Origin of the sequence: Streptomyces fumanus (assembly GCF_014655295.1) — a bacterium.
GTDB lineage: Bacteria > Actinomycetota > Actinomycetes > Streptomycetales > Streptomycetaceae > Streptomyces > Streptomyces fumanus.
Genome location: NZ_BNBI01000004.1, coordinates 318,983 through 344,506, shown reverse-complemented (window position 1 = coordinate 344,506; position 25,524 = coordinate 318,983). Strand labels below are relative to the sequence as shown.

Here is a 25,524-nt window from a genome sequence, read left to right as displayed (position 1 = left end):
ACCATTTCAGCAAACGGTCCCGCAGGCCGGGCCGCCACCACTTTCACGGTCACGCCGAACATCGTGCACGACGGAAGGCGTCGCTCTGCCCGTCGGACTGATTTACCTTCCGTTTTTCGTCATTTCGGGCGCACAGGGCACACCACCCTGACGCGTGGTCACCGGCCTGCCGGTCGGGCCCCGCCGTACGGGGTGGCACGGCCTCTGGCGGGCGCGTGCGCACGAGACGACGACCGTCACGAGCGGCAACGAATTCCGATGCGCCCGCTGTGGGGGCCGGTGGAGGATGTCGACAGCCTTTGCCGGATACTGAGGGTGAAGGAACAGGGTGAGTCGATCAACGTGGTCGGGAGTGGCGTGGTCCGCAGGCCCGCGACGAGCAGGACTGATCGTTCGCCATCGGACCGAGGAGGTCGGCGTGGACTATGGTGACAAGCTCTTCTGGCTCTCGGTCCTCATCCAGCGCAAGTACGCGCAGATCTGCGCCGAGTTCGACCTGACCCCCTCGCAGGCCACGCTGCTCTGCGCGGTCAGGAACGAGCCGCGGCAGATGGCCGACCTCGCCGCGTCGTTGGGTATGACCAAGAACGCGTTGAGCCAGTTGGTCGATCGCACCGCGCGGCGCGAGTTGGCCCGCCGGGCGAGTTCAGCGCAGGACCGACGGGTCGTCATGGTCAGTGCGACGCCCACGGGGAAGGTGCTCGCCGAGGCCGTTTTCGCCGAGGTCGCCAAGCGCCTGCCCGAGATCGCGGGGAACCTCGACGCCGACGACCAGCGCGACTTCGAGCGCGTGGCCACCGCCATCGTGGACACCTCGGACCTCTCCGCACCCACCTCGAACCGATCCACCACACCGTGAGGTCCTGCCGTACCGGCACCTTGACGAAGTTCATGCCGTGAACTAATTTCGTTCACGCCATGAACTAGTGAAGGGTGGCAGCGATGAACCCACGGACGACCGGCACGATCGCAGTCTTCGGCGCGACGGGACAGCAGGGCGGGGCGGTGGTCGACGCGCTGCTGGACCACAAGGCGCGGGTGCGGGCTCTGGTCCGCGACCCGCGGTCCGACCGGGCTCAGGCGCTGGCCGCCCGCGGCGTCGAGCTGGCGGCCGTCCGGGCCGACGACCCGGCGTCGGTGGCCACCGCGCTGGCGGCGGTCGAGGGGTTCTCCTTCATGACTCCGGAGGCGAACAGCCTCCAAGAGGTCGAGGCGGAGATCCGCATCGGTACCACGCTCATCGACGCGGCGGTCGAGGCGGGCGTCCCGCACGTCGTGTTCAACTCGGTGTTCGGAGCGGACCGGGAGCGGGGTGTGCCGCACCACGACTCGAAGCACTCGATCGAGGAGTACCTGAGGAAGTCCGGCCTCAGGGCCTCGATGGTTCGCGCGACCGCCTTCATGGAGAACTTCGCGAGCGTGCTGGCACCGAGCCTGGAGCACGGGGAGATCGTGCTGAGGCTGCCGCTGCCGGAGGACGTCGCCCTGAAGATGATCTCGGTCAGGGACGTCGGCCGGGTCGCCGCCGCGCTCCTGCTCGACACCGCGGAGGCGCCCGGCGGAGTCATCGAGCTCGTCGGCGACGAGCTGACGGGCCCGCAGATCGCCGCGGCGTTCGGCGCACGCGCCGGGCTCCCGGCACGGTACGAGGCCCTCCCGTTGAGCGTGCTGCCCAGCGACCTCGACAAGGTGATGTTCCAGGAGTTCGCGAAGGCGGCGGAGTACCCTTCGGACCCCGCGGTGGTGCGCTCGATCGAGCCGGCCACTCTGGACCTGGCCGAGTGGATCCGAGCCACCAACTGGACCGCGCCCGCGGACGTGGCTGTTTCCTGAGCCTCCGGCCGCGGTGCGTCGCTCGGCCAGGCTGTGGGCCCAGCGTCGTTCCGCGGCGGCTTCTGGGCGGTCGCGGCGTCTTCTGTCCGGCCCGGCGGCGGCGTTCCCGGCCGCGCCCGCCTCCCCCGGCCGCCGGAGCGACGGCGGGCGTCGCTCCGGCGGCCGGGGCTCAGCCGTGGGTCCTGCCCCCGCCCCGGGCCCCGTTCCTCACGATGACACCCTGGGCCGCAGCAGGGTGATCCTCGACGCGCCCAGTTCCGTGACGTACAGCGTGCCCTTCGCGGTGTCCTCGGTGACGTCGAGCGGCTGCTGGAAGCCGGTGAAGCCCGTCGTGCCGACCGTGGGCGCCGACAACCGGCCCTGTGCGTCGACACCGAACGTCTCGATGTCCTGGCCGCTGCTGTACCGCACGACCAGGAGCCTGCCCTTGAGCGCGCCGCCGAACGTGTCGCTGCGGTACTCCACGACACCGTTCGCGGAGGCGTGCGGCCCGGCGTCGTACATCCCCGCCAGATCGAGGTTGCGGTCCGGCAGGGTGCCCACCGGGTAGCCGGTGACCTCGAACGGGTTGGTGCCCGAAGTGGGGTTGCCGCCGGCCAGGACCCATTCGCAGCGCGCCGGGTTGGGGTGCCCGTAGTACCGGTTCTTCTTCACGTCGAAGACGTAGTCGGTCTCCGCGACCGGGTTGGAGGTGAGCGCCGGGACGGCGGGGCCGGTGTAGGGTCCGGCCGTCGCCGCGTCGATGCGGTGGCCCGTGCAGGCAGCGGGCAGCGGCGAGGGGGTGGCGGGAGTGTTGCCGCCGGCCGCGGACCCGTTGGTGGGCGTGTAGAGATGGCCGTTGCTGTGCCACACCAGGTCGAAGGCGTTGCGTATGCCGGTCGCGTAGAGGGTCAGCGACGCGTCGGCGGCGAACGGGTCGTACGTTCCCGGGCTCTCCGTCCGTACGTCGACGGCGCCGGACGCGGGGAGCTTGGCCGGGTCCAGGCGCAGCACCGCCGCGCTGAGCAGGTGCTCGGGCCGGTTGCCCCAGACCGGGTCGGCGGCGCCCATGCCGTTGAGGGCGCCCTGCGTCACGTAGAGGGCGCCGTCCGGGCCGAAGGCGAGGGAGTTGGTCTCGTGGTCCTTCACCGAGCGCGGCAGATGGCTGATCACCTCGGTGTACGTGGCGAGGTTCGGCCCGCTCAGCTTGGCGATGCTGCTGGACCAGTCGGGTTCGTTCGGGGTGCCGCCGGCGTACATGGTGTTGGAGGTGATCCACAGGATCGGGCTGGTGGGGGTGGACGCGGGATCGAACGCCATCCCGAGCACCGAGCGGGCGGGTGCCCCCGGCAGTCCGCGGGCCGTCGCGTCCGCGCGGACGGTGGAGATCGTCTCCGCGGCGCCGAGGGTGCCGTCGGCGGCGATGGCGTACCGCATGATGTAGCCGTCGAGGGTGGACGCGTACAGCTTGCCGTCCGGGCCCTTCAGTACGGAGGCGAAGCTCTTGCCGGTCGCGGCCGTGGCGACCTTGTCGAACGCGACGGTGCCGGTGCCGGCGCCCGCGCCGGTGGTGAACACCGAACGCCAGGGGATGAAGGTGCGGCCGTCCAGGTCCCGTACGCCGTCGGTGACGGTGAAGCGGTAGCGGGTGTTCGCCTTCAGACCGGTGGTCGGCGACAGGTTGACGACGTCTCCCCCGCCGCTGGTGACCACGTGCGCGGGTACGGCCGTGCCGGTCGCCGACTCCGTCAGGGTGACGGTGGACGTCGTGAGGGTCGCGGCGTCCACCCCGGGCCCCACGAGCCGGAGGTCGGCCACCACACTGCCGGTCGGGGTGACGCCGGTCGCCGTGTTCGCCGGGGTCACCGTCCGGATCTCCGGGTGGGCGGAGGCGTCGGCGAGCGGGGTGACGGTGAGGTAGGCGATCTTCGTGTTGCTGCCGCCGAGCGGGCTGACGGTCAGCCGGCCGTCCGTGACCGTCACCTGGGACGTCCGGGTCCGGTAGCGCTCGGCGGAGGTGGGGACGAAGCCGTCGACCGCGTTCTGGTTCTCGATCTGGATCGTGTGCGCGCTGTCCAGGCTGGTGGCGTCGCCCACGGCCACCGTCACCGAGTAGGTGCCGGCCGGCACCGCCATCTCCCACCGGCCGGGCGTCTTGACACCGGTCGAGGAGGCGGGCAGTTGCATGTGCATGAACGTGGCGAGCAGCCGGTCGGGCTCCGCGGCGCCCCGGTCGCGGCCGTTGCCCGTCAGGTCCAGTGGCGTGGCGTCCGCCAGCCCCACCCAGCCGTATGTGAGCCCGGTGCCCTGGTTCGTGCCGGTGCGGGCGCCGTAGGGCTGGCCGTAGTCGAGGACGTGGCCGTCGACCGGGACGGTGGCGGCGGTCGCGAAGTCGACCTTCGCGGAGAACGCGGTGGCGGCCCGGGCCGGTGTCGGGGCCATCGGCGCGATGCCGAGGAGGGACAGGACGAGCAGCAGGCCCGCGGTGCGGGACGCGGTGGTCCGCAGGGGGCGCGGGCGTCTTCGGAGGTGTGCGAGGTGCATGGCCTTCTCCTGTTCGGGCGGCGGGCGCCCCGCTGCTCGCCGCCGGGCCCGCGATGTGCCGGCGTCCGCGGGCCCCTGGTCCGGCAAGCGGTCCGGGGCGTTGACGAGCCCATGGTCGCCCCGCTCGCGCCGGTACGGGCGGCGCACGCCCGAAGGAGCGCGGCAGGCACGCCACCTGAGGGCACCGCCCCTACTGACGGAGCATCAGGAGAACTGCGCCCAGCGGCCCGGGGGGCATGGCGGTCAGGGGGAGCGCCACCGAGCGGGATACCCGGGCACTCCTGACGGGGAATGGCCGTGTGGGCATCGCTGTGTCCTGCTAACGTCTGGGGCATGAAGCGCGCCGCTGTGACGACGACGCCGGAGAGTGTCCCGGCGCGCTGACAGATGTTCTGATCCGAAGCCCCGGGGCAAGTGCCCCGGGGCTTCGTCGTAGGCCCGGTCGCTTGCTCCGCAACCAGCAGGGAGACCGCGATGACCACCGCGCACGACCACCGCAAGCTCGGCCGTGAACTGAACCTGTTCGACACCGATCCGCTGATCGGCGCCGGCCTGCCGTACTGGCTGCCCGACGGCGCGGCGGTGCGGCACACCCTGGAGGAGTACATCCGTACCGCCGAGCGGCAGGCGGGCTACCAGCACGTGTACTCACCGGTCCTCGGCAAGCGGGAGCTGTACGAGATCTCGGGGCACTGGGCGCACTACAGCGACGACATGTTCCCGCCGATGGACCTCGGCGGAGAGCAGGTCGTCCTGCGGCCGAGCCTGTGCCCCCATCACGCGGTGATGTACCGCTCCCGCTCCCACAGCTACCGCGAACTGCCCCTGCGGATGGCCGAACTGGGCGGCATGTACCGCGCCGAGCTCTCGGGCGTGCTCGGCGGTTTGACCCGGGTGCGGGCCATCCAGCTCAACGACGCACACATCTTCTGCACCCTGGACCAGGTCACCGAGGAGGCGCAGGCAGCGCTGGAGATGATCCGCCGGGCGTACGAGGCGCTCGGCATCACCCCCGCTCGGTACCGGCTCTCCCTCCCGGGGCCCGGTGGCAAGTACGTCGCCGCACCCGAGAAGTGGCAGCGGTCCACCGCACTGCTGACCGACGTCCTGGACCGCTCCGGCCTGACCTACGAGGCGGCCGAGGGGGAGGCCGCGTTCTACGGTCCCAAGATCGACGTCCAGGTCACCGACGGCGCCGGTCGGGAGTCCACCCTGTCCACCGTCCAGGTCGACTTCCACCAGCCCGAGCGGTTCGACCTGCACTACATCGGCGCGGACGGCGCCAGGCACCGCCCGGTCATGGTTCACCGGAGCATCATCGGCAGCGTGGAACGAGCCGTCGCCCATCTCATCGAACAGCACGGCGGGGCCTTCCCTGCCTGGCTCGCCCCCACTCAGATGGTGATCCTCCCGGTCTCCGACTCCGAACTGCCGGACGCCGCGGCCCTCGCCCGGCGCTGCACCCGTCTGGGACTGCGGGCCCGGATCGCGGGACCGGACCGCGGCAGCCTGGGCGCCCGCATCCGAGAGGCCCGACTGGTTCCCTACCAAGCCGTCATCGGTGCCAAGGAGGCCGCTGACGGTCAGGTCGCACTGCGCCTGCGTGACGGACGCCGGCTCGACCCGCAGCCGGTCGGTGACGCACTCACCCGCATCGACGCTCTCATCGGGGCCCACAGCACCGCTCTGTGGGCCGACGCCACCTCATAGTCCCCGGCCTCGCCCAGCGGCGAGGCGCGCTTCGGCATCAGCGGCGCCGGTCATGCGGGCGGCCCGGTGATGAAGTCACCGTTCTCGTCGTAGGGCCAGGCGTTGGCGACGCAGCCGTGCAGGCCCTTGATCTGCTGCATCATCACGGGGGCCAGTTGCCCGGTGCCCCCGCAGGTCACATGGGAGTGACCGAGGAAGTGCCCCATCTCATGATTGATGATCAGCGCCCGGTAGTCATGGATCGGTCCGTCGAAGGTGGGCGAGCCCTTGACCCAGCGCTTGAGGTTCACCACCACCCCTCCGGGCACCTCGCAGTTGTACTCGCCGCCGGTGTCCTGCTGGATGCCCGCCCAGCACAGGGCGTCCGCGGTCGCCGGTGTCGCGATCCTTATCGTGATGTCGTGCGGCGATCCCGCGCCCACCAGCCGGAACGCGTTGTCCGGGTCGTGGGTCCAGCCCCGTGGGGCGGCGAGTATCCCGGCGATCTCGTTGGCCGCCTGGGACGGCGAGATGTCGAGGCCGGTCTCGACCTCCACGACGTAGCGCACCGGGCGGGAACCGCTGCCCACCGTCTCCCCGCTCGCCCGCGCGGTGACGAACGTACCGCTGCCCTTCGGGGGGACCTCGATCCCGGTCCGGCTCGCGGAGGGAGAGGGGGAGGCGGAGGGGGACGGTGTGGGGGTGGGGGTGGCGTGCATGCTCCGCGGGTGCGGCGCACCGCGCGATGCGTCGCTCCGCCCGCCTTCCAGGAGGTACGCCGCCGAACCCAGCAGGCCGGCGGCCACCAGCAGCCCGATCAGCAGGCTCCGGCCCCGGCGGCGCGGCCGCACCCGGCGATGGGCGGACCGGCGTCGGCGACCGGCGCGGTGACCGGCAGCGGTGCCGCCGGTGACGGTGCTGCCGGTGGCGGTGTTGCCGGTGGCGGGTGGGGATTGCCGCTGTTGTGCCGCATACATGGCAGCTCAATGTGGGGATTCCAGATGATCGCCCTGAGCCGGCGCTGTCACGGAAAGATAACGACGCCCGCGTTCCCCGGCCCGTGTGATCGTTGTGTAACAGCGATCGGAGAGGGGTCTTCGCCGGGACAGTCATCTCATCCGGTCTGCTTACACTGCCGACATGCCACGGGTTCTGATCGTCGAGGACGACCTGGATGTCCGCAGGGCCGTCCAACTGGGTCTGCGGCATCAGGGGCATGAGGTCTTCGCCGTGGAGACGGGTGAGGAAGGGCTGGAACAGCTCCTCCCCTTCCGGCCGGACGTCGTCGTGCTCGACCTCATGCTGCCCGGCATGTCCGGTCTGGACGTGTGCCGCCGGATCAGGGACCGCGACCAGGTGCCGATCATCATCGTGACGGCCCGGGGAGACGACGTCGACGTGGTGGTGGGACTGGAGACCGGTGCGGACGACTACGTGGTGAAGCCCGTGCAGGCCCGGGTGCTCGACGCACGGATACGGGCCGTGCTGCGCAGACAGGACGCGTCGCTGCCGGACGGCACCCGTCCCCGGGCGGAGACGCACGGCGAGCTGGTCGTCGACCGAGCCGGGCTCGTGGTGACGCACCGCGGCGAACCCGTCACCCTCGCCCCCTCCGAACTGCGGCTGCTGCTGACCCTGTCGGCCTCGCCCGGCCAGGTGTTCAGCCGCCAGCAGCTCCTGGAAGCGGTCTGGGAACACAGCTACCACGGTGACATACGGCTCGTGGACGCCTGTGTGAAGCGACTGCGCAACAAGCTCGGCGAGGGCAGGAATCCCCGGTACGTGCAGACCGTCCGCGGATTCGGTTACCGCTTCGGGACCTCATGAGCGACCGGACGCCCACGCGGACGCGGAGGACCGTACGGAGACGGAAGGCCGCCGGGGAGCGGAGAACCGCATCTGCGGTCTCCCCTGCTGAAAAGCCCTACACCGCCGTACCGGGTGCCGGCCCCCGGCGCTTCCTCCGGGCGGCTCTCGCACGTATCCCGCTCCCCCTGCGCGGTCTGCGCCCCCGCCTGCTGACGTCCTTCGTCCTGGTGGCCATGGCCAGCTCCCTGGGCACCGGGGCCCTCGCCTTCCGTGAGGCGCGTACGGGGGTGCTCCAGCAGAGCCAGGACTCCGTCATCAACCAGTTCCGTATCAGCGTCGACGCCGTCGCGCCCTCGATCCCCATCGCCCCGGACCAGGCGGACCTCCAGTCCGCGGTGGACCAGGTGCTGTACGCCAACCGTTCGTCGGGCTGGCGGATCATGGCCACGTACGGCGGGCACCGCGCCTACGCGCCGAGCGCCGGTTTCGTCGAGCCGAGCCCGGAGATGCTCCGGTCCGTCCGGGAGCGACGTGTCGCCGTGTTCCAGCGGAGGAATGTCGACGGGCGGCCTCGTCTCGTCGTCGGCATGCCCGTCACGTACACCTGGGGCGAGGGCCTGGAGACCAGGCTATCCGGGCTCGTGATGTACCTGGAGGTCCCGCAGACCACCGAAGAGGGGTACGTCGAGGCCATGGTCACGGGCATCGAGCGGGCCACCCTGGTGGCCCTGTGCCTCGCCGTCGTCCTGGCGCTGCTCGCCGCGAGCGGCGTACTGCGTCCCGTACGGGCGCTGCGCCGGGCGACGCGCCGGATGGCCGCGGGGCATCTCGACGTCCGGCTGGACGTCACCGGCTCCGACGAACTGGCCGATCTCTCCCAGTCCTTCAACGAGACGGCGGCCGAACTGGAGCGGACCGTACGGGAGTTGCGCCGTCTGGAGGCCCAGGGGCGCCGCTTCGTGGCGGACGTCTCCCACGAGCTGCGCACACCGCTGGCGGCGATGTCGGCGGTCACCGACGTGCTGGACCTGGAGCGGGAAGGGGAGACCGGTGAGGCGCTGCGGCTCATCAGCGAGGGGACGAACCGGCTGAGCGGACTGGTGAACGACCTGATGGAGATCTCCCGTTTCGACGCGGGGGCGGCCGAACTCCACCGGGACGAGATCGACCTGGCCGAGTCCGTACGGCGCACCGTCGCCTCCCGGTGGCGGCCGGAGCAGGTGGAGACCCAACTGCCCGGGCCGGGTGAGCTCCGGGCACGCGTCGATCCCCGCAGGCTCGACGTGGTGACGGCCAATCTGATCGGCAACGCACTGCGGCACGGAGCGCCGCCCGTGCGGCTGACCATGGAGGTGCGGGTGGACGGGGCGGGCATGGCGTGGGCCGTCATCGAGGTGAGCGACAACGGACCGGGGATCGCCGAGGAGGCCATGCCGCACATCTTCGAGCGGTTCTACAAGGCGAGCACCTCGCGGGCCAGGAGCGAGAGCAGCGGGCTGGGTCTGGCCATCACGGCGGAGAACGTACGCCTGCACGGGGGACGCATCCGGGCGGCGAACCTGCCCCGGGGCGGCGCGGTGTTCACGGTCGAACTCCCGCTGCACCGCGACGGCACCGGCACCGGCACCGAGGCCGACGGGGGCACCCGGTGAGGGGCTCGCGGACGGCGGCGCTGCTGTCCGGGCTCACGGCCGCGGCCGCGGTCGCGCTCACGGCGTGCGGGGTCCCCCCGTCCGATGTCATCGAGGCCGGTGCGCCGGCGAGCGGCATGTTCTCCCCCAGTGCGACGCCACCTTCGGCGCCCGCCACCATCTCCCTCTTCTTCCTGCGGGACGGGGAGTTGACGCCCTTTCCCCGCCGGGTCGACGATGCCAGGAACCTCAAGGCCGTCGTACGCCTGCTGTTCGAGGAGTCGGCAACCATCGGGGCCGCGACGGCCACCACGGAGCTGCCCCGCCTGACCGACGCGCCGCGGGTGGCGATCGAAGGCGGCGTCCTCTTCGTCGAACTCCCCGGTGAGACGGCTCCGCTGAGCCGTCGGGCCTTGCTCCAACTGACGTGCACGGTGACGTACGCGGCTTCGCCGATCCCCACCGCCGTCCCCCGCGCCGACGCGGAAGCCCGCGGCGACACCGCGCGCCGTCCCGCCGCGCCCAGCAGCCTGCAGGTGATCGGGGACGGATGGGCGAGGACGCAGTCGGGCGACGCGTGCCCCGTACCGGCCCCTCCACAGGAGCAGCCGGAAACGCCGGCCCCGCCGGAGCCCTCCGGCTGACCACGGGCGCTGTCCCGGTACGAGTCGTACGGTCCCCAGGCGCGGCGAGCGGCGCATGACGCCCCCTGCGGGCCGGGGCACGGCGGACCGTCGCCCGACCGGCGGTGCGGTCGGCTCACAGGTAGCGGACGCCGGTCAGTTCCTCGGCCGCCGCCCAGAGCCGCCTGCCGGCGTCCGGATCGGCGGCCTCCCGGCTGAGCCGGGCCTCGGTGACCCGGCCCCGGGTCTCCCACGGTCCGGCCGGCCCGAAGAACTGGCCGCTCCGCACCTCGGGGTCGGTCGCGGCGCGCAACTGCGGCTGTGCGCCCTGCTCCACCGGCTGGGTGGCCAGCAGGCCGGCCCACGCGATCACCCGGCCGAGTCGGCCGCGGTCCTCCCAGGCCCGCGGAGTCAGGTTGGTGCGGGTCAGGCCCGGGTGGGCCAGCACACTGGCGACCGGCGATCCGGTGGCACGCAGGCGACGGTCCAGTTCCACGCCGAAGACGGTGGTGGCGAGCTTGGACCGGCCGTAGGCGGAAGCGGCCCGATAGCCACGTGTGAACATCAGGTCGTCGAAGTCCAGACGCGCGGTCTTGTGGGTGATCGAGCTGAGACCGACCACGCGGGCTCCCCGCGCCGCGGCCAGGTTGCCGAGCAGCAGGCCGGTCAGCGCGAAGTGGCCCAGCATGTTGGTGCCGAGGTGCAGTTCGAAGCCGTCGGCGGAGGTGCGGCGCGGGCCGAGCAGGACCACGCCGGCGTTGTTGACCAGCAGGTCGATCACCGGGTGGTCGGTGGCCAGCTTCGCGGCGAACGCCCGTACCGATGCGAGGGAAGCCAGGTCCAGCTCGCGCACTTCCGTGTCGCCGCCGATCCGCCGGGCGGCCTCCTGGCCGGCGGCCGTGTCGCGGACGGCGAGGACGACGTGGGCGCCGTGGCGGGCCAGCTCGGTGGCGGTGACCAGGCCGAGGCCCGAGTTCGCACCGGTGACGACGGCGACCCGGCCGTGCTGGTCGGGGATGCGGTCGGTGGTCCATCCGGTCATCTGCTGCTCCTGAGGTGTCGGTGCGCCGGGCCGACGACGTTAGGAGCGATCCGGGCCCGCTCGGTCGTTCTCGGCTGCCTAGGTCCCCGGGACCTACCTTCGGCGCCCGGCGAGGCGGCACACTGACCGCATGAGCACCTCTCGTCCGTACGCTCGTGAGCTCGGTGACTTCCTGCGCGCCCGGCGCGGCCGGCTGCGTCCGCACGACGTCGGCCTGGAGCCGGGCGGCCGGCGCAAGGTCACCGGTCTGCGGCGCGAGGAGCTGGCCCTGCTGGCCGGGCTGAGCACCGACTACTACCAGCGGATCGAGCAGGGCCGGGAAGTACGCCCCTCCGACGACGTCCTGGACGCGCTGGCCGACGCGCTCGGCCTCGACGACGGGGAACGCCGGCACCTGTTCACCCTCGCCCACGCCGCCCGCCGGCCGATGCTCGCCCGGGTCGACCGCGCCCCGGAGCGGGTGCCCGACAGCACCCGGCGGCTGCTGCGGGTGATGGACACCCCGGCGGTCGTCCTCAGCAGGCATCTCGACCTGCTCGACTGGAACCCGCTGGCGCAGGCGCTGCTCGGTGACCCGGACGCCTATCCGCCCGACCGGCTCAACATGCTTCTGCTGCTGTTCGACGACACCCTGACCGGGCAGCGCGGTTGCCCGGACTGGGAGCGGCAGGCCCTGGACTACATCGGCATGATGCGCGCCGCCGTCGCCACCGACCCCACCCACCCCCGTGCCACCGCGATCATCGGTGAACTGAGCATCCGCAGCGCCGCGTTCCGGCGGCTGTGGGCCCGGCACGACGTACGCGGATCGGTCAGTGGCACGAAGACCTTCCGGGTCCCCGGGACGGGCGACATCGTCCTGGACTGGGACACCTATCCGCTGCCCGGTGCCCCCGGGCCGGTCATGCTGGTGTTCACCGCCGAGCCGGGCAGCGCCGACGCGGAGCGGCTCCGGCTCCTGGCATCGCTGCGCGCCACCCGCGCGGCGCGGCGCGGCGGCGATGGGCGTTTCTCCCACTGATTCCGCGTGCTCGCCGCCGAGTCACCGGGGCGCCGGGACGGCGGGACGCACCGGAAGGTGAACGGGCTCACGCGCGGGGCTCCAGCACTTCCAGGGCGCCGGTGCGGGTGTCGTAGCTGCGCAGGGTGGTGATCCGGAAGGACAGCGGCGGCGCCGGCAGCAGGTCCGGGATCCGCCGGTCGGTGAAGGCGCCGGCCCGCCGGGTCCGGCCGAGGGTGATGTGCGGCTTCCAGCGTCCCGGCCGGTGCAGCGGGTTGAGGGTTTCGGGTGGGCTGTCCGAGGCCACCGCCTCCCAGACGCGGCGGTGCAGATCGTCCAGCGCCGGGTCCAGGTCCAGTCCCCAGGCGAGTACCGAGGTGGGCCGCTCGAAGCGGAGCAGACCGGTGCACCGCACCGGCAGCGGCAGGAGAGCGGCCACCTCGGCGAGTTCCCAGCGGATCGGACCGGTCAGCTCCGGGCAGGTGGCGAGAGTCAGGTGCGGGCTGTTGGTCGATGAGCTGTGCCGTGCCTGACTGGGCAGCCCCGCGTCCGCCAGCCGCCGCCATGCCTCGCGGACCACCAGCTCCGCTGCCTCGTCCAACAGGAGCTCGACCGTGCGCACCGAGGCAGTCTACCTGCGGAGCGGCGCGGCCCCGGCCGGTATCAGGTGACGTGCTGGGGTGCGCGGGGTCAGCGCGGGTGGCGGATGCTGTCGATGATGCGCGTCCAGTTGTCGGTGCCGTGACCGTCCTCGATCGCGCGCCGGTAGTGGGACTGCACGGCCAGCGGAAGGGCGAGGTCGAGGCCCAGTGCCCGGCTGGTCTCGACGATGTGATCGGTGGTCGCGCCCATCATGGTGACCGTGCTGAGGTCACCGGGGTGTTCTCCGGCGTCCAGCGCGAGGCCGGGGTGTTCCTCGCCCGCCCTGAGCATGTCGCCGATCGAGTCGGCGGTGACGAGCAGTTCCGGCAGGGCTTCCCGGGCTTTGATGCCCGCGGTGTTCAGCATCGCGGTGGCGTGCATGAGGGAGGACAGGGTCGTCAGGAACACCGTGAGCTGGGCTTGGTACATCATCTGGGCGAGCCCCGGGTCGTCGCCCAGGTACTTCGGTGTTCCCAGCAGCGTCAGCGTCTCGCGGTGGCGTTCCAGTTCCTGGGCACTGCCGCTGTAGTAGACGTAGGCGGCCTCCGTGCCGACCATCGGCGCGGGGACCATCACTCCCCCGGTCAGGAAGGCCGCGCCGTGGCCGGCCGCCCAGGTCGCCGCCTCGCGGGAGCGATCGGGAGTGTCGGAGCTGAGGTTGACCAGGGTCTTGCCGGCGAGCGCGTCGGTGGCGCTGCCGAGGAGGTCGTACATCGCCCGGTAGTCGGTGAGGCTGAGGATCACGAGGCCGGCGCTTCCGAGCGCTTCGCGGACCGTGGCCGCGCGCGTCGCTCCGTCGGCGACGACCCCGTCGGCCCGGTGGGCGGTGCGGTTCCACACGGTGACGGAACGGCCGGCGGCCAGGAGGGTGCGGGTCATCGCCTGGCCCATCGGGCCGAGTCCGATCACGGTGACGGTGTTGGTGTGCTGGTGTCGTTCGTTCACGTCTCCATGCTGGGAGAATGCCGTCGCGGCCGGAAGTACCTACTATTTTCTGCGGTACTTACCTTTCTGTAAGGGGGTGGGCGGGATGGCGAAGGCGCCCAGGCGGGGTCCGTACATCTGCGGGATCGACGCCGCGCTCGACGTGGTCAGCGGCAAGTGGAAGGGGTTGATCCTCTGGGAACTGCAGGCCCATGGCGTGCGCCGGTTCGCCGAACTGCGCCGCGGTCTGCCCGGGGTGAGCGAGAAGATGCTCACCCAGCATCTGCGCGAGATGGAGGAGGACGGCCTCGTGCACCGCGAGGTGTACGCCGAGGTACCGCCTCGCGTCGAGTACTCCCTGACCGAAGACGGACGCACACTCAACGAGGCGCTCAGCTCGCTCGGGGCCTGGGGAACCGATCGGATGCGCCGGGAGGGGCTGCGCACGGTCGAGGTGGCCGGGACGGTCGAGGTGCCCGCGTCCATGGGAGGGTGACCGCCCCGGGGGGACCGGGCGCGGCTGTCACTGCCTTTTCGCGCCGGGTTCCCCGCTGATGGATTCCTGGTAGGCGTCCGCGTAGGTGGGAGAGTCCTTGATCAGGTCGTCGCAGAACGCGGCGACGTCGGTGCCGATGAGTTCCAGGACTCCCTTGCCTTCGGCGGCACCCTCCTCGAAGAAGTCGACGATTCCGGGGAGGAGAGAGCCGTCGGACAGGCTGACGGGCCCGACCTTGAAGAGGTACTTCTGCATCTCCTTGTAGACGATCTGGTAGTCCGGGGGGAGCGCCTTGACCCGGGCAGTGTGCGCCCGCCACTGCTTCTTGCCTTCGATGATGTCCTGGATGCTCACGTCAGCCTCCCAGCCTGCTCAGTTTCCGTGCGACGTTCCTGTTCAACTGCTCGCGCCACCGGTCGCGGTACGTCCGGGCCCCAGCTCCGCCGGCCAGCGCCGCACAGAAGCCCTGAATGTCGTCGCCGAGCACCTCGTGGACGCTCTGCCCGTCCGCTGCCGACACTTCCAGCAGCCCCAGGGCGGAGTCGAGGATCGGTGTCAGGTTGCGGCCGGTGAAGTCCCCGTACGGGAAGAGGTGGGCGACGATCTGGTCCCACGCCTCCCGGTAGTCGTCCGGCAGAGCCTCGACCCGGGCTCCGAACGCCTGCCACTCCCTGGTGAGATCGCTGCCTGTGATCTTCTCCCAGAAGTTCATCTCCCGCCCTCCTTGAGCCTGTCGATGCGTGATGAGAGGTACTGCCATTTCGCCCAGAACCTCGCGAGTTCCTCGCGCCCGGCGTCGTTGAGCGCGTAGAACTTGCGCGGCGGACCCACCCCGGACGGACGTTTCGTCACCTGGACGAGCCCGTTCCTCTCCAGCCGCAGCAAGATCGTGTACACCGTCCCCTCGACGACGTCGGCGAAGCCGAGCTCGTTCAGCCGGCGAGTGATGGCGTACCCGTAGGTTTCCTCGCTGCCGATGATTTCGAGCACGCATCCTTCGAGCGTGCCCTTCAGCATCTCCGTCAGGTCGTCCATCGCGGGTGCTCCTCAGCCCTGCCGGTACTACGTGGTACCGAATACCAGTACACAGTATCACTGAGTAGCGGGATGGGAACGTCTCCGGTGGACACCGGCGAGGTGACGGGCCGCGCCGTCACCTCGCCGGGTGGGCCGTCAGTTCCAGGTGTAGGCGTCGAAGTTCCGGCTGAACTCCCAGTTGTTGAAGCGGTCCCAGTTGATCGACCAGGTCATCAGGCCGCGCAGGGACGACCAGGTGCCGTGGGTCTGGTAGGAGCCGCAGTTCCGCTTCTTGGTGAGGCAGTCCAGGGCCTTGTTCACCTCGGCGGGGCTGGTGTGTCCGTTGCCCGCCTGGGTGGAGGCGGGCAGGCCGATGGCCACCTGGTCGGGGCGGAGGCCGGGGAAGAAGCGCTCGGCGTTGCCGGCGACCGGGAAGCCGGTGAGCAGCATGTCGGTCATGGCGATGTGGAAGTCGGCGCCGCCCATCGAGTGGTACTGGTTGTCCAGGCCCATGATGGGGCCGGAGTTGTAGTCCTGGACGTGGAGCAGGGTGAGGTCGTCGCGCAGCGCGTGGATGACCGGCAGGTAGGCGCCGGCGCGCGGGTCCTGGCCGCCCCAGGGGCCGGAGCCGTAGAACTGGTAGCCGAGCTGGACGAAGAAGGTCTCCGGGGCCATCGTCAGGACGAACTTCGATCCGTACTTCGCCTTGAGGGTCTTGATCGCCTGGATGAGGTGGACGACGACCGGGGTGGTGGGGTTGCGGAAGTCGGTGTCGCCGGTCTGGAGCGAGAGCGAGTGGCCCTCGAAGTCGATGTCGAGGCCGTCCAGCCCGTACTCGTCGATGATCTTCGAGACGGAGGAGACGAAGGTGTCGCGGGCGGCCGGGGTGGTGAGCTGCACCTGTCCGTTCTGGCCGCCGATGGAGATGAGGACCTTCTTGCCGGCGGCCTGCTTGGCCTTGATGGCGGCCTTGAACTCGGCGGGTGACTCCACGCCGGGGCACTCGGTGGCCGGGCAGAGGCCGAAGCGGATGTCGCCCGAGGTCACCGAGGTGGGCTCACCGAAGGCGAGGTTGATGACGTCCCAGGAGTCGGGTACGTCGGCCATGCGGGTGTAGCCGGAGCCGTTGGCGAAGCTGGCGTGGAGGTAGCCGACGAGGGCGCGGGCGGGCAGCTCGCCGCTTCCCTCGCCGCCTTTGGCAGCCGTGGTGGCGGTGACAGCCGCGGACTTCGCGGACTCGCCCGCGCTGTTGACCGCCGAGACCTGGAAGGAGTACGCGGTGCTCGGGCTGAGCCCGGTGGCGGTGTACGAGGTGCCGGTCGCGGTGCCGACCGGGCTGCCGTCCCGGTAGACCTTGTACGAGGTCGCTCCTGCGACGGCGGGCCAACTGAGCGGCACCGAGGTGGCGGTCGGGGTGCCGGCGGTGAGGCCCGTGGGGGCGGCGGGGATCTGGACCGGGTCGCCGCCGGGTCCGAGGAGGGAGAGGTCGTCGGCCTGGTAGGCGGGGGTGCCGTACCAGCCATGGGTGTAGATCGTGACCGAGGTGGTGCTGGCGCCGGTGGTGAAGGTCTTGGTGAGCTTCTGCCAGTCGGGGGCGGACTGGGTCCAGTCGTACCCGTCGGTGGTGCCGGTGCCGGTGACGCCGAGGTACACGTAGCTGCCGCGGACCCAGCCGCTCAGTGTGTAGGTGGCGTTGGGCCGCACGGTGACGGTCTGGGAGCACTTGGCGTTGTCGCCGCCGGCCGGTGTGGCCTGCAGCGCCCTGGTGCCGCTGCGCACGGGGGTGGTGACGGCGGCACCGCTGCCCGCCGTACAGCTCCACCCGTCCAGGCCGGCCTCGAAGCCGCCGTTGCGGGCGAGTTCGGAGTCGGCGGCGTGGGCGGTCGGTGCGAGCGCGGTGAGCCCGCCGACGGCGAGCGCGCCCGCCAGCAGCAGGGTGAGAGGTCTGGAGCGGTCCACGACTGCCTCCGGGGGTGAGGATGGAGTGGAGCGCGCCACAGCATGGTCCAGACCAATCGAGTGGTCAAGACCTCTGTACGGGACTCGACGCGACGGGGCCGCGGTTCCGGTGCGGGGGTGTACGCCGCCCCCGCACCGGAACCGCGTGGCTCAGGCTCCGGCGCGCAGCCCCGCCAGGAGCTGGTAGACCGTCTCCGTGCCCTGCCGCAGGGCCTCGACGCCGATGTACTCGTCCGTGCCGTGCATCCGCTTGAGCATGTCCCGGGTCACGGTGAACGGGTACATGCCGTAGACCGGCACGTTCTGCTCGCGGAACGGCACCGCGCTGGTCACCGCCTCGAACTGGCCGGCCGTGGCCCGCACCCCGGGGTGGGTCCGCCGCACGGCCTCCTGCCAGGCGCGGAAGACGTCCGTGTCGTAGCTGGAGTCCGGAACCGCCAGATAGCCGCGCAGCCGGTCGAGCGCCTGCTCCTCGCTCTCCCCGGGGTTGCCGACCACCGTCAGCGTGGCCCGGTTGCCGATCAGGGCGCGCAGTTCGGCGACGATCCGCCCGGGATCGTCGCCGCCGGGCAGGAACGCCGCCCGGAACTCCGCCGTCGCCGTGCCGGGCACGATGCTCGGGTAGTAGCCGGCCTTGGCCGAGGTGAACGCCAAGGTGGTGCGGAGCAGCGCGTTGTGCAGCTCGGGCGTGTCGCTGAGCCGTACCACCTCATGGCCGGCCCGGTTCCGCCGCTCCTCGGTGCGGGCGTCGAGCATCTCCCGTACGGCGGCGGCCAGGGCCGGGTCCGCGGTCGCCTGGGCCAGCTCGGCGAAGTACGTCCGGGACAGCGCGTTCGGGCGGATGGCGGCCCGCCAGCTTCCGAGCTCTTCCAGCACCTCCCCCAGCCGGATCAGGGCCTGTCCGCCGAACGGCTTGGAGGTGTGGGTGGCGTACGAGGACGCTTCCAGCCGCAGCAGCAAAGAGCGCTTGTCGTTGCAGGTGAGCGCGGCGATCATGGGCGTTCTGCCGTCCCGCTGGTCGAGCACCCAGCCGCCCTCGGTGAGGACCGCTCCGGCCGTCACCTTGTCCGGGTGTTCGGTGAGGAACCAGCGGACGCCGTACGGCCCCTGCTCCTCGTCGCAGTCGGACCAGAAGACGATGTCCCGGTCGAAGCGCGTGCCCTGCCGCACATGGCGCAACAGGGCGGCGACGAAGGCGGCGTTGACCCCCTTCATGTCGAGGGCGCCCCGGCCGTACAGCCTGCCGTCCGCGATCTCCCCGGCGAAGGGCTCCCGGGTCCAGGTGTCCCCCGTCGCGGGGACCACGTCCGAGTGGCCGAGCAGGACCAGGGGCTTCGCGCGCGCCGAGCCGCCGTCGGCGGGGACGCGGGCGAAGAAGTGGACGTTGCCCTCCTTGGGGGTGGGCACGATCTCCGTGGCGACCCCGGCCGTGCGGAAGATCTCCTCCAGCATCCGCGCGTACGGCAGAGTGATCGCCCCGTCCCCGGGGTTGCTCGTGTTCTGCCGGATCATCGCGACGGCGAGCCGCACCGGATCGGTGGGGTCGCCGTCGAAGGCGTCGCCCGCGGCCGGGGCCGCCGTCGGCTGTGCGGCTGCGGCCTTCGGCGCGGCGGCCGTCGTCGCACCGAGGGCGAGCACGGTGCCCGAGACGACCGCCGCGCCGCCGCCGAGCACGGCCCGCCGGGACGGACCGGCGGTGCCGGAGAGGCCGTCCAGGCAGGCGGACAGGACCGCTGCCGGATTCTCCTGGTGGGCGTAGTGGCCGCCCGGTACGGACAGCACCGTGCAGTCCGCGGTGGTCCACTCGCGCCACCGCCGGACGGCGGCCTCCGGCACATGCGGATCGTCGAGGGCCCACACCGCGCGCAGCGGGACATGGACGGGGGTGCTCCCCCGGCCGTCGTAGTGGGCGGCCAGGGTCAGATCGGCCTGCACGGGCGGGAGCAGCACCTCCTCGAACTCGGGGTCGGCCAGCAGTTCGGGGTCGGTCAGCCCGGTCCCGGTCGCGAAGGCGCGGGCGTCCTGGAGGGTCACTTCGCCGCCCGGTCCGGTGAAGTCACTCGGTGACTGCCCGGCCACCACGCACAGCCGCGCCACCGGCAGCCCGGTCGCCGCCAGGCGGCGGCAGACCTCGAACGCCAGCAGCGCACCGAGGCTCACCCCGATCAGCACCAGTCGCCGGCCCGCCGCGCGCTCCCGCAGCTCGGCGGCCACCGCGTCCGCGTACCCGGCCATGTCGACGACCGGCTCCTCGTCCACCCGGGTGCCCCTACCGGGCGGGGTGACCAGCGCCAGAGCCATGCCGTCGGGCAGTTGCCCGTGCCAGCTCGCGAAGGTGGAGCCGTGCGCGCCGGTGGGTGCGAAGCAGACCGCCAGCGTGCCGGCCCGGCCGCCGTTCGTCTCCTCGTCGCGGATTCTCAGCCAGGAAGTGCTCATGCCCGTGCCTCCTTCTGGGCCTCGCGGCAGAGTGCGGCGATCGCGCCGACGGTGGGCGCGGCGAGGATGCGGCGCAGGGGGACGCGCCGGCCGGCGGTCTTCGCCAGCCGGTTGGCGAACCGGACGGCGAGCAGCGAGTGGCCCCCGGCGTCGAAGAAGTTCTGGTCCGCGTCGGTGGGGGGAGCGCCCAGCAGTTCCTCCCAGAGGGCCGCGACGGCGGCCTCGGTGGCGTCGGACGGCGTGAAGCCCGCGGTCCGCTCCGGTCCGATGTCCGCGACGAGCGTGCGCAGCCCGGCGCGGTGCAGCTTGCCGTTGGGGCCCAGGGGAAGCCGCGGCACCTGCTGGAGGCGGGCCGGCAGCATGTAGTCGGGCAGCCGGTCGCGCAGATATCCGCGCAGGGCCGCGGTGCTCACCTCTTCCTCGGCCGTGACGCAGGCGACGATGCGCGGCTCGCCGTCCTCGCCCTCCGCATACGCCCCGGCGTCGGTGACGCCGGGTGCCTTGCGGAGGGTGGACTCGATCTCCTCCAGCTCCACCCGGTAGCCGCGCACCTTGATCTGGTTGTCGGCGCGGCCGGTGATCTCCAGTGCCCCGTCCGGGAGGTGACGGCCCCGGTCGCCCGTCCGGTAGTGGCGTACGCCCCGGTCGTCGACGGTGAAGCGGTCCTCGCCGTCGCCGCCGAGGTAGCCGAGGGCGAGCGGCGGCCCGCTGACCCACACCTCGCCGGTGACACCGGGCGGCAGCCGGCGGCCGTGCCGGTCGCGGACCGAGAGCGACGCGCCCGCCACCGCGTGGCCGACCGGTACGCGTCCGGCGTCCGCGGGCAGGGCGGCCGTGTCGTACGCGGCGACGTTGGAGGCGGTCTCGGTCATGCCGTACAGGTTGAGGAGCGTGGCGTCGGGCCAGACCTCCCGGAAGCGGTGGACGGTCCGCACGGGCAGGCTGTCGGCGCCGCTGGTGACCAGCACCGGCTGGTGGGAGCCGGGGAGCCTGGCGCTCTCCTCCAGCAGTCCGTCGATCAGGTGCGGGGTGAGGTAGAGGTGGGTGATCCGCTCCTCGGCGACCGCGGCGGCGAACAGCACCGGGTCGAGGAGTTCCTCGGTGCTGAGCACGACGGACGGGACGCCCTGGAGCAGGCCGCCGAGCAGTTCCCAGGGCGAGGCGACGAGGGCGAGCGACTTCTGCACCGCCAGCACCGCGTTCTCGGGGAACGGGTGGTCCGCCCACATCCACTCCAGCCGGCCGCGGACGGAACGGTGGCTGATCCGTACGCCCTTGGGGTTCCCGGTGGTGCCGGAGGTGTAGACGATGTGGAACAGCGCGTCGTCGTCCGGCTCCTGCTCGGGCCCGTCGTGCACGGGGCCGTCGGCGAGCGGGGCCAGCCGGACGCGGGGCGCGTCCAGCGTGGGGAACTGGTCGAGCCCCGGCTCGGCCAGCACCGCCCCCGGTCCCGTCTCCTCCACCATGCGGCGCTGGCGCCGTACGGGGATGGCCGGGTCCAGCCCGAGGTAGGCCGCGCCGGTCTTCAGCACGGCGAGCACCCCGGCGACCGCGGCGGGTCCGCGCTGGGCGGCGAGCGCGACCAGCGAGCCGGGGCGGGTGCCCTTGGCGGCGAGCTGGGCGGCCAGCCGGCCGCTCCACTCGTCGAGCTCGCGGTAGGTGAGCGTGGTGCCGGTGTGGCGCAGGGCGACGGCCTCGGGGCGGGCCGCCACCTGCGCGGCGAAGCGTTTCAGCAGGGTCGGGGTGGTCATGACGGTCCGCCTCCGGGCAGCAGGTCGAGGGATCGGATGGCAGTGTGCGCGGCGCGCCGCGGGTCGGTGAGGGCCTCCAGCGCGATCACCGTGGATTCGAGGACGTTGCGCGCGACCGGTTCGTCGAGGAGTTCCTGCTGGTAGGCGTACTGGAGCAGGAGCCGGTCGGGGCCGTGCGGCTGGACGTAGAGCGCGCAGTCGTACTTGGTGTAGCCGGTGTCCAGTTCGACGAAGCGGAAGCCGACACCGGCGGCGGTGGTCGCGCGGGCCGGGTACGGCAGCATGTTGAGCATCGTCTGGAAGACGGGGGTCGCCGCCGAGCTCCGGGCGGCGGCGGGGAGCTGACGCAGCGTCCAGACGAAGGGGTGGTCGGCGGCGGCGTACGCGTCGTACACGGTGTCGCGGACCAGGGCGGTGAACTCGGCGAGCGTCGCGGCCGGGTCGATGCGCAGCCGCAGCGGCAGCATCGCGAGCATGAAGGCCGGTACCTCGGCGGTCTCCGGCCGCTCCCGGCCCGCCATCGGCGCCCCGACGACGACCTCGTCGGCGTCGCCGTAGTAGCCGAGGGTCAGCGCGTACGCGGCCAGCAGCGGGACGAACGGGGTCGCGGAGGCGGACAGCGCGGTCTCGTGCAGCCGTCGGGTCAGGGTCTCGTCCAGCACCGCCTCGGTGATCGCGCCCCGGTAGGTGGGCGCGGCCGGGCGCGGCTTCTGCGCGATCTGGAGCACCGGCAGGTCGCCCGCGAGCTGCCGCCGCCAGTACCGGCCCGCCTCGGCGGTCTCCTCGGCGGCCAGTACCCGGTCGAGGTGGTCGAGGTAGCGGTCGTAGCGGGTGGCGCGCTCGGGGTCGGGGGCGGCCGGCCGCCGCTCGTACAGCTCGGCCAGCCGTTGGAACAGGACGGTGGCGCCCCAGCCGTCGAGCAGGAGTTCGTGCATGGTGACCAGCAGGCGGTGCTGTCCGTCCGGCAGTTGGAACAGCCCGGCGCGCAGCGCCGGCTCGGACAGCAGGTCGAAGGGGCGGGCGGCTTCCTCGGCCGCCAGCTTCCGGTACGCGTCCGCCGTGATCTCCCGTGGCCGCTCCGGCAGCGGCACGTCCCAGTGCGGGAAGTGGTGCACCACCTCGTCGCCCTGCGTCTCGTCCGGTTCGGCGAACCGGGCGAGCAGCAGCGGGTTCTCGGCCAGCAGCAGCCGCCAGGCGGCCGCCAGCCGGGGCACGTCCAGCGGACCGGTCAGCTCCAGGGAGCCCTGGTAGCTGTAGTAGGGGCTGTGCGGGTCCAGTCGCCAGTGGAAGTAGACGCCGGCCTGCTGCGGAGTGAGCGGGCGGGTGCGCGGGGCGTCGCCCGTGTGCGCGACGGCGGTGCCGTCCCCGGCGGGCGGGACCCGGGCGCCGAGTGCGGCGAGCGCGGCGGGGCTGCCGTCGCGCAGCACCTCGCGCAGGCTCACCGTCGCTCCCGTCTCCCGCAACCGTGCCACCAGCCGCATGGCCTGCAGCGAGTCGCCGCCCAGCGCCAGGAACGAGTCGTCGCGGCCGACCGGCCCGCAGCCCAGCAGTTCGGCGACGAGCGCGGCGATCGCGGCCTCGCCCTCGGTCCGCGGCGCACTGAAGGGACGGGTGTCGGGGCGGCGGCGGCGCGGCGGTGCGGGCAGGGCCCGGTAGTCGGTCTTGCCGTTGCGGGTGAGCGGCAGTCCCGGTAGGACCACGAACGTGTGCGGCACCATCGGGGCGGGCAGCCGCTCGGCCAGATGGGCGCGCAGCGCCTCCTCCGCCACCTCCTGGCCGGGGGTGGTGACGTACGCGACCAGCCGCTGGTGGCCCGCCGCCGGGGCGTGCGCGCTCTCGCGGGCCACCAGCGCGCCCTCGTCGCCGTCGGCGCGTACGGTGACCGCGCAGGCGGCGACCGCGGGGTGGGCGCCGAGTTCCGCCTCGATCTCGGCGAGTTCCATGCGGACGCCGCCGAGCTTGACCTGCCGGTCGACCCGGCCCAGATACTCCACCTGGCCGTCCGGCCGCACCCGTACCGCGTCGCCGGTGCGGTACAGCCGCCCGCCGCCGTCCGTGAACGGGTCGGCGAAGAAGGCGAGCGCGGTCCGCTCCGGGTCGCCCAAGTAGCCGCGGCCCACGACCAGGCCGCCGACGAACAGCTCGCCGGTCTCCCCGTGCTCGCAGGCGTGCCACCGGCCGTTCTCGGCGCGCAGGACGTACAGCGCGGCGTTGCCGATGGGCGTGCCGATGGGCAGATGGCGTACGCCGGGGCCGGGCGGGCCGAGGACGGCGTGGGTGACGTCGTCCGAGCACTCCGTGGGTCCGTAGGCGTTGAGCAGCGCGATACCGGGAAGGGCCTCGTGCCACCGGCGGGCCAGCGCGGGCGGCAGTTCCTCGCCGGTGGCGATCATCCAGCGCAGCGCCCCGGGGCGGGTGCCCGCGCTCTGCTGGGCGTCCAGCAGGAAGCGGATCAGGGTGGGCACGGCCTCCAGGACGGTGGTGCCGCCGCGGCGTACCGCCTCCAGCAGCGCCGCGCCGTCCTGGGCCTGGTCGTCGCCGAAGATCTGGACGCGGCCGCCGACGAGCAGGGGGGCGAGCATCTGCCAGACGGAGATGTCGAAGCTGAGCGGCGCGGTCTGTGCCAGCCGGTCGTCGGCGGTCAGCCGGAGGTCGTCGACCTTGGCCCACAGGTGGTTGAGCATTCCCTGGTGCTCGACGACCGCGGCCTTGGGGCGGCCGGTCGATCCCGAGGTGTAGAGGACGTAGCGCACCTCGTCGGGGGGCGGCGGGGACGGGCGGGTGCGGTGGGTGTCGGTGGGCGGTGGTGTCGGGCCGGTGCGGTGGGTGTCCGCGGGCGCCGGGGAGGTGGTGCGTACGCCGGCCGCCTGCGCGCCCTTGACCAGTTCGCCGCTGTCGGCGGGGCCGCCGACGGTGAGCAGCAGCACCGCGCCGCTGTCCCTCAGCAGCGCTTCGACGCGGGCCGCGGGCCAGCTCGCGTCGACGGGCAGGTAGACGGCGCCCAGCACCTCCAGCGCGAGGAAGGCGCAGACGACGTCGGCGCCGCGACGCCCGCCGACCGCGACGATCTGCCCGCCCGTGACGCCCGCCGCGGCCAGTCGGGCGGCGATCCGCCGCGTCCGGTCGGCCAGCTCGCCGTAACTGAGGCTCCGCTCGCCGTCCTCGATGGCCGTGCGGTCGGGCCGGGCGGCCGCGTGCCGTTCGACGTGGGCGTGCACGCCCTCGCCCAGCGGGTAGGGCTCCTCGCGGGTCAGCGCGGCGGCGACGGCCCGCTCCCGGGCCCCTTCGGCCAGCGGCAGGTCGGGATAGCGCGTGGGCAGGCCGGTCACCGGGACCCCCTCTTCTCCGCGACGACGAGCAGGTACTCGACGGGCACTCCGGTCCCCCGCTCGTCGGTGGTGTGGAAGCCCTCGGTCATCTCGACCATCTCGGCGCGCAACTCCTTCCAGCGCGACGGCGGGGAGATGGTGTTCTTCGCGGCGATGCACGGACCGAAGCAGTTCTCGAAGAAGGCGACCAGGTCCTCGGCGGTCGCGAACGGGTAGAACAGCTCCCTGCGTTCGGCGGTGACGGTGAAGGAGGGGCCGAACAGCTCGGCGAGGTAGTCCGCCGAGCCCCACAGCATCGGCTGCCCCTGATGGCCGTTGGGCGAGGGGAAGTAGGCGGACAGGATCTCCTGGAAGTGCGCCGTCCAGCTCCGCGCCGTCCAGTTGCACATGCCGATCCGGCCGCCGGGGCGCAGCACCCGGGCCATCTCCCCGGAGGAGGCGGCGTGGTCGGGCGCGAACTGCACCCCGTAGGTGGAGGTCACCAGGTCGAACGAGGCGTCGGCGAACGGGAGTTCCTGGGCGTCGCCGCGGTGCAGCTCCACCTCCACTCCCGCCCGGGCGAAGCGCTCGCGGGCGTCGGAGAAGAACTCGTCGGTCAGATCGAGCCCGGTCACCGTCGCTCCGCGCCGCGCGGAGAGCAGCGCCACGTTGCCGTTGCCGGTGGCGACGTCGAGATGGCGCAGGCCGGGCCCGGGGGCGAGCCGCTCGATCAGTTCGACCGCGCCGGGGCGCAGCAGGTCGGCGACCTTCCGGTACTCCCCGTACGACCACATGGTGCGGTTGATTTCCTGGACATTGGGGTCGATGGCCATGGTGCGTC

The 25,524-nt window shown here is 72.4% G+C and carries 21 protein-coding genes; 8 read left to right on the top strand and 13 right to left on the bottom strand.

All coding sequences use genetic code 11. From position 1 onward, the window contains the following. Positions 1-418: 418 nt before the first annotated feature. Together IE316_RS11005 and IE316_RS11000 are read left to right on the top strand one after the other, a co-directional pair. Positions 419-859, top strand: coding sequence for a MarR family winged helix-turn-helix transcriptional regulator (locus IE316_RS11005; RefSeq protein ID WP_190204030.1), 441 nt, complete (start codon positions 419-421; stop codon positions 857-859). Positions 860-942: 83 nt separating this feature from the next. Then, complete coding sequence (locus IE316_RS11000; protein WP_190204029.1) at positions 943-1,833, top strand: NmrA/HSCARG family protein; 891 nt, start codon at positions 943-945, stop codon at positions 1,831-1,833. 207 nt (positions 1,834-2,040) lie between these two features. Here the strand turns inward: IE316_RS11000 and IE316_RS10995 are convergent, their stop codons facing one another. Further along, complete coding sequence (locus IE316_RS10995; protein WP_190204028.1) at positions 2,041-4,356, bottom strand: PQQ-dependent sugar dehydrogenase; 2,316 nt, start codon at positions 4,354-4,356, stop codon at positions 2,041-2,043. Positions 4,357-4,830: 474 nt separating this feature from the next. Between IE316_RS10995 and thrS the strand changes: the two genes are divergently transcribed. Continuing rightward, positions 4,831-6,066: a threonine--tRNA ligase gene (thrS, locus tag IE316_RS10990; protein WP_190204027.1), complete on the top strand. Its 1,236-nt coding sequence runs from the start codon at positions 4,831-4,833 to the stop codon at positions 6,064-6,066. A gap of 50 nt (positions 6,067-6,116) precedes the next feature. On the opposite strand, the gene IE316_RS10985 is transcribed toward thrS, so the two are convergent. Further along, positions 6,117-7,022, bottom strand: a complete 906-nt coding sequence (locus IE316_RS10985) for a DUF3152 domain-containing protein (protein ID WP_229910325.1) — start codon at positions 7,020-7,022, stop codon at positions 6,117-6,119. 163 nt (positions 7,023-7,185) lie between these two features. On the opposite strand from IE316_RS10985, the gene IE316_RS10980 reads away from it, so the two are divergent. The 3 genes from IE316_RS10980 to IE316_RS10970 are packed head-to-tail and all read left to right on the top strand — an operon-like array spanning position 7,186 to position 10,129. Next, complete coding sequence (locus IE316_RS10980; RefSeq protein ID WP_190204026.1) at positions 7,186-7,872, top strand: response regulator; 687 nt, start codon at positions 7,186-7,188, stop codon at positions 7,870-7,872. Further along, a complete protein-coding gene (locus IE316_RS10975; protein ID WP_190204025.1) occupies positions 7,869-9,506 on the top strand; it encodes an ATP-binding protein in 1,638 nt (545 codons plus the stop codon). Before IE316_RS10980 ends, IE316_RS10975 begins: the two co-directional genes overlap by 4 nt. After that, positions 9,503-10,129: a hypothetical protein gene (locus IE316_RS10970; protein ID WP_190204024.1), complete on the top strand. Its 627-nt coding sequence runs from the start codon at positions 9,503-9,505 to the stop codon at positions 10,127-10,129. Before IE316_RS10975 ends, IE316_RS10970 begins: the two co-directional genes overlap by 4 nt. Before the next feature lie 115 nt (positions 10,130-10,244). Here the strand turns inward: IE316_RS10970 and IE316_RS10965 are convergent, their stop codons facing one another. Continuing rightward, the gene (locus IE316_RS10965; RefSeq protein WP_190204023.1) at positions 10,245-11,150 is read right to left on the bottom strand and encodes an oxidoreductase; all 906 of its coding nucleotides are present in this window, start codon (positions 11,148-11,150) and stop codon (positions 10,245-10,247) included. Positions 11,151-11,280: 130 nt separating this feature from the next. Here IE316_RS10965 and IE316_RS10960 point away from each other — a divergent pair, with 130 nt between their 5' ends. Continuing rightward, positions 11,281-12,171 (top strand): helix-turn-helix transcriptional regulator, encoded by an 891-nt coding sequence (locus tag IE316_RS10960; protein WP_190204022.1) that lies wholly within the window; start codon positions 11,281-11,283, stop codon positions 12,169-12,171. Positions 12,172-12,238: 67 nt separating this feature from the next. Here the strand turns inward: IE316_RS10960 and IE316_RS10955 are convergent, their stop codons facing one another. Next, positions 12,239-12,772 carry a 2'-5' RNA ligase family protein gene (locus tag IE316_RS10955; protein WP_190204021.1) on the bottom strand — a complete coding sequence of 178 codons (534 nt, stop codon included), beginning with the start codon at positions 12,770-12,772 and terminating at the stop codon, positions 12,239-12,241. 68 nt (positions 12,773-12,840) lie between these two features. Further along, positions 12,841-13,737 (bottom strand): NAD(P)-dependent oxidoreductase, encoded by an 897-nt coding sequence (locus tag IE316_RS10950; RefSeq protein ID WP_190204020.1) that lies wholly within the window; start codon positions 13,735-13,737, stop codon positions 12,841-12,843. Between the two features lie 85 nt (positions 13,738-13,822). Between IE316_RS10950 and IE316_RS10945 the strand changes: the two genes are divergently transcribed. Then, positions 13,823-14,212, top strand: coding sequence for a winged helix-turn-helix transcriptional regulator (locus IE316_RS10945; protein ID WP_190204019.1), 390 nt, complete (start codon positions 13,823-13,825; stop codon positions 14,210-14,212). 27 nt (positions 14,213-14,239) lie between these two features. On the opposite strand, the gene IE316_RS10940 is transcribed toward IE316_RS10945, so the two are convergent. The 8 genes from IE316_RS10940 to IE316_RS35435 form a co-directional block, all read right to left on the bottom strand. Continuing rightward, complete coding sequence (locus tag IE316_RS10940) at positions 14,240-14,566, bottom strand: DUF1048 domain-containing protein (protein ID WP_190204018.1); 327 nt, start codon at positions 14,564-14,566, stop codon at positions 14,240-14,242. A 1-nt stretch (position 14,567) separates the two neighbouring features. Continuing rightward, on the bottom strand, positions 14,568-14,924 hold the full coding sequence (locus tag IE316_RS10935) for a DUF1048 domain-containing protein (protein ID WP_190204017.1): 357 nt from the start codon (positions 14,922-14,924) through the stop codon (positions 14,568-14,570). After that, positions 14,921-15,247 (bottom strand): PadR family transcriptional regulator, encoded by a 327-nt coding sequence (locus tag IE316_RS10930; RefSeq protein ID WP_190204016.1) that lies wholly within the window; start codon positions 15,245-15,247, stop codon positions 14,921-14,923. The genes IE316_RS10935 and IE316_RS10930 overlap by 4 nt, the downstream gene beginning before the upstream one ends. A gap of 138 nt (positions 15,248-15,385) precedes the next feature. Further along, on the bottom strand, positions 15,386-17,188 hold the full coding sequence (locus IE316_RS10925) for a chitinase (protein ID WP_190204015.1): 1,803 nt from the start codon (positions 17,186-17,188) through the stop codon (positions 15,386-15,388). A 150-nt stretch (positions 17,189-17,338) separates the two neighbouring features. Beyond that, entirely contained in the window at positions 17,339-19,624 is a 2,286-nt protein-coding gene (locus IE316_RS10920; protein ID WP_190204014.1) for a M20/M25/M40 family metallo-hydrolase, read from the bottom strand. Continuing rightward, a complete protein-coding gene (locus IE316_RS10915; protein ID WP_190204013.1) occupies positions 19,621-21,375 on the bottom strand; it encodes a non-ribosomal peptide synthetase in 1,755 nt (584 codons plus the stop codon). The genes IE316_RS10920 and IE316_RS10915 overlap by 4 nt, the downstream gene beginning before the upstream one ends. After that, the gene (locus tag IE316_RS10910) at positions 21,372-24,704 is read right to left on the bottom strand and encodes a non-ribosomal peptide synthetase (RefSeq protein ID WP_229910324.1); all 3,333 of its coding nucleotides are present in this window, start codon (positions 24,702-24,704) and stop codon (positions 21,372-21,374) included. The genes IE316_RS10915 and IE316_RS10910 overlap by 4 nt, the downstream gene beginning before the upstream one ends. Continuing rightward, a complete protein-coding gene (locus IE316_RS35435) occupies positions 24,701-25,516 on the bottom strand; it encodes a class I SAM-dependent methyltransferase (protein ID WP_229910323.1) in 816 nt (271 codons plus the stop codon). Before IE316_RS35435 ends, IE316_RS10910 begins: the two co-directional genes overlap by 4 nt. Positions 25,517-25,524: the final 8 nt, after the last annotated feature.

Excerpts from the sequence above, each read along its gene's own strand:
- IE316_RS11000 (WP_190204029.1), top strand. The coding sequence starts at position 943 with ATGAACCCACGGACGACCGGCACGATCGCAGTCTTCGGCGCGACGGGA.
- IE316_RS10995 (WP_190204028.1), bottom strand. The coding sequence starts at position 4,356 with ATGCACCTCGCACACCTCCGAAGACGCCCGCGCCCCCTGCGGACCACC.
- thrS (WP_190204027.1), top strand. The coding sequence starts at position 4,831 with ATGACCACCGCGCACGACCACCGCAAGCTCGGCCGTGAACTGAACCTG.
- IE316_RS10985 (WP_229910325.1), bottom strand. The coding sequence starts at position 7,022 with ATGTATGCGGCACAACAGCGGCAATCCCCACCCGCCACCGGCAACACC.
- IE316_RS10980 (WP_190204026.1), top strand. The coding sequence starts at position 7,186 with ATGCCACGGGTTCTGATCGTCGAGGACGACCTGGATGTCCGCAGGGCC.
- IE316_RS10975 (WP_190204025.1), top strand. The coding sequence starts at position 7,869 with ATGAGCGACCGGACGCCCACGCGGACGCGGAGGACCGTACGGAGACGG.
- IE316_RS10965 (WP_190204023.1), bottom strand. The coding sequence starts at position 11,150 with ATGACCGGATGGACCACCGACCGCATCCCCGACCAGCACGGCCGGGTC.
- IE316_RS10960 (WP_190204022.1), top strand. The coding sequence starts at position 11,281 with ATGAGCACCTCTCGTCCGTACGCTCGTGAGCTCGGTGACTTCCTGCGC.
- IE316_RS10945 (WP_190204019.1), top strand. The coding sequence starts at position 13,823 with ATGGCGAAGGCGCCCAGGCGGGGTCCGTACATCTGCGGGATCGACGCC.
- IE316_RS10935 (WP_190204017.1), bottom strand. The coding sequence starts at position 14,924 with ATGAACTTCTGGGAGAAGATCACAGGCAGCGATCTCACCAGGGAGTGG.
- IE316_RS10930 (WP_190204016.1), bottom strand. The coding sequence starts at position 15,247 with ATGGACGACCTGACGGAGATGCTGAAGGGCACGCTCGAAGGATGCGTG.
- IE316_RS10920 (WP_190204014.1), bottom strand. The coding sequence starts at position 19,624 with ATGAGCACTTCCTGGCTGAGAATCCGCGACGAGGAGACGAACGGCGGC.
- IE316_RS10915 (WP_190204013.1), bottom strand. The coding sequence starts at position 21,375 with ATGACCACCCCGACCCTGCTGAAACGCTTCGCCGCGCAGGTGGCGGCC.
- IE316_RS35435 (WP_229910323.1), bottom strand. The coding sequence starts at position 25,516 with ATGGCCATCGACCCCAATGTCCAGGAAATCAACCGCACCATGTGGTCG.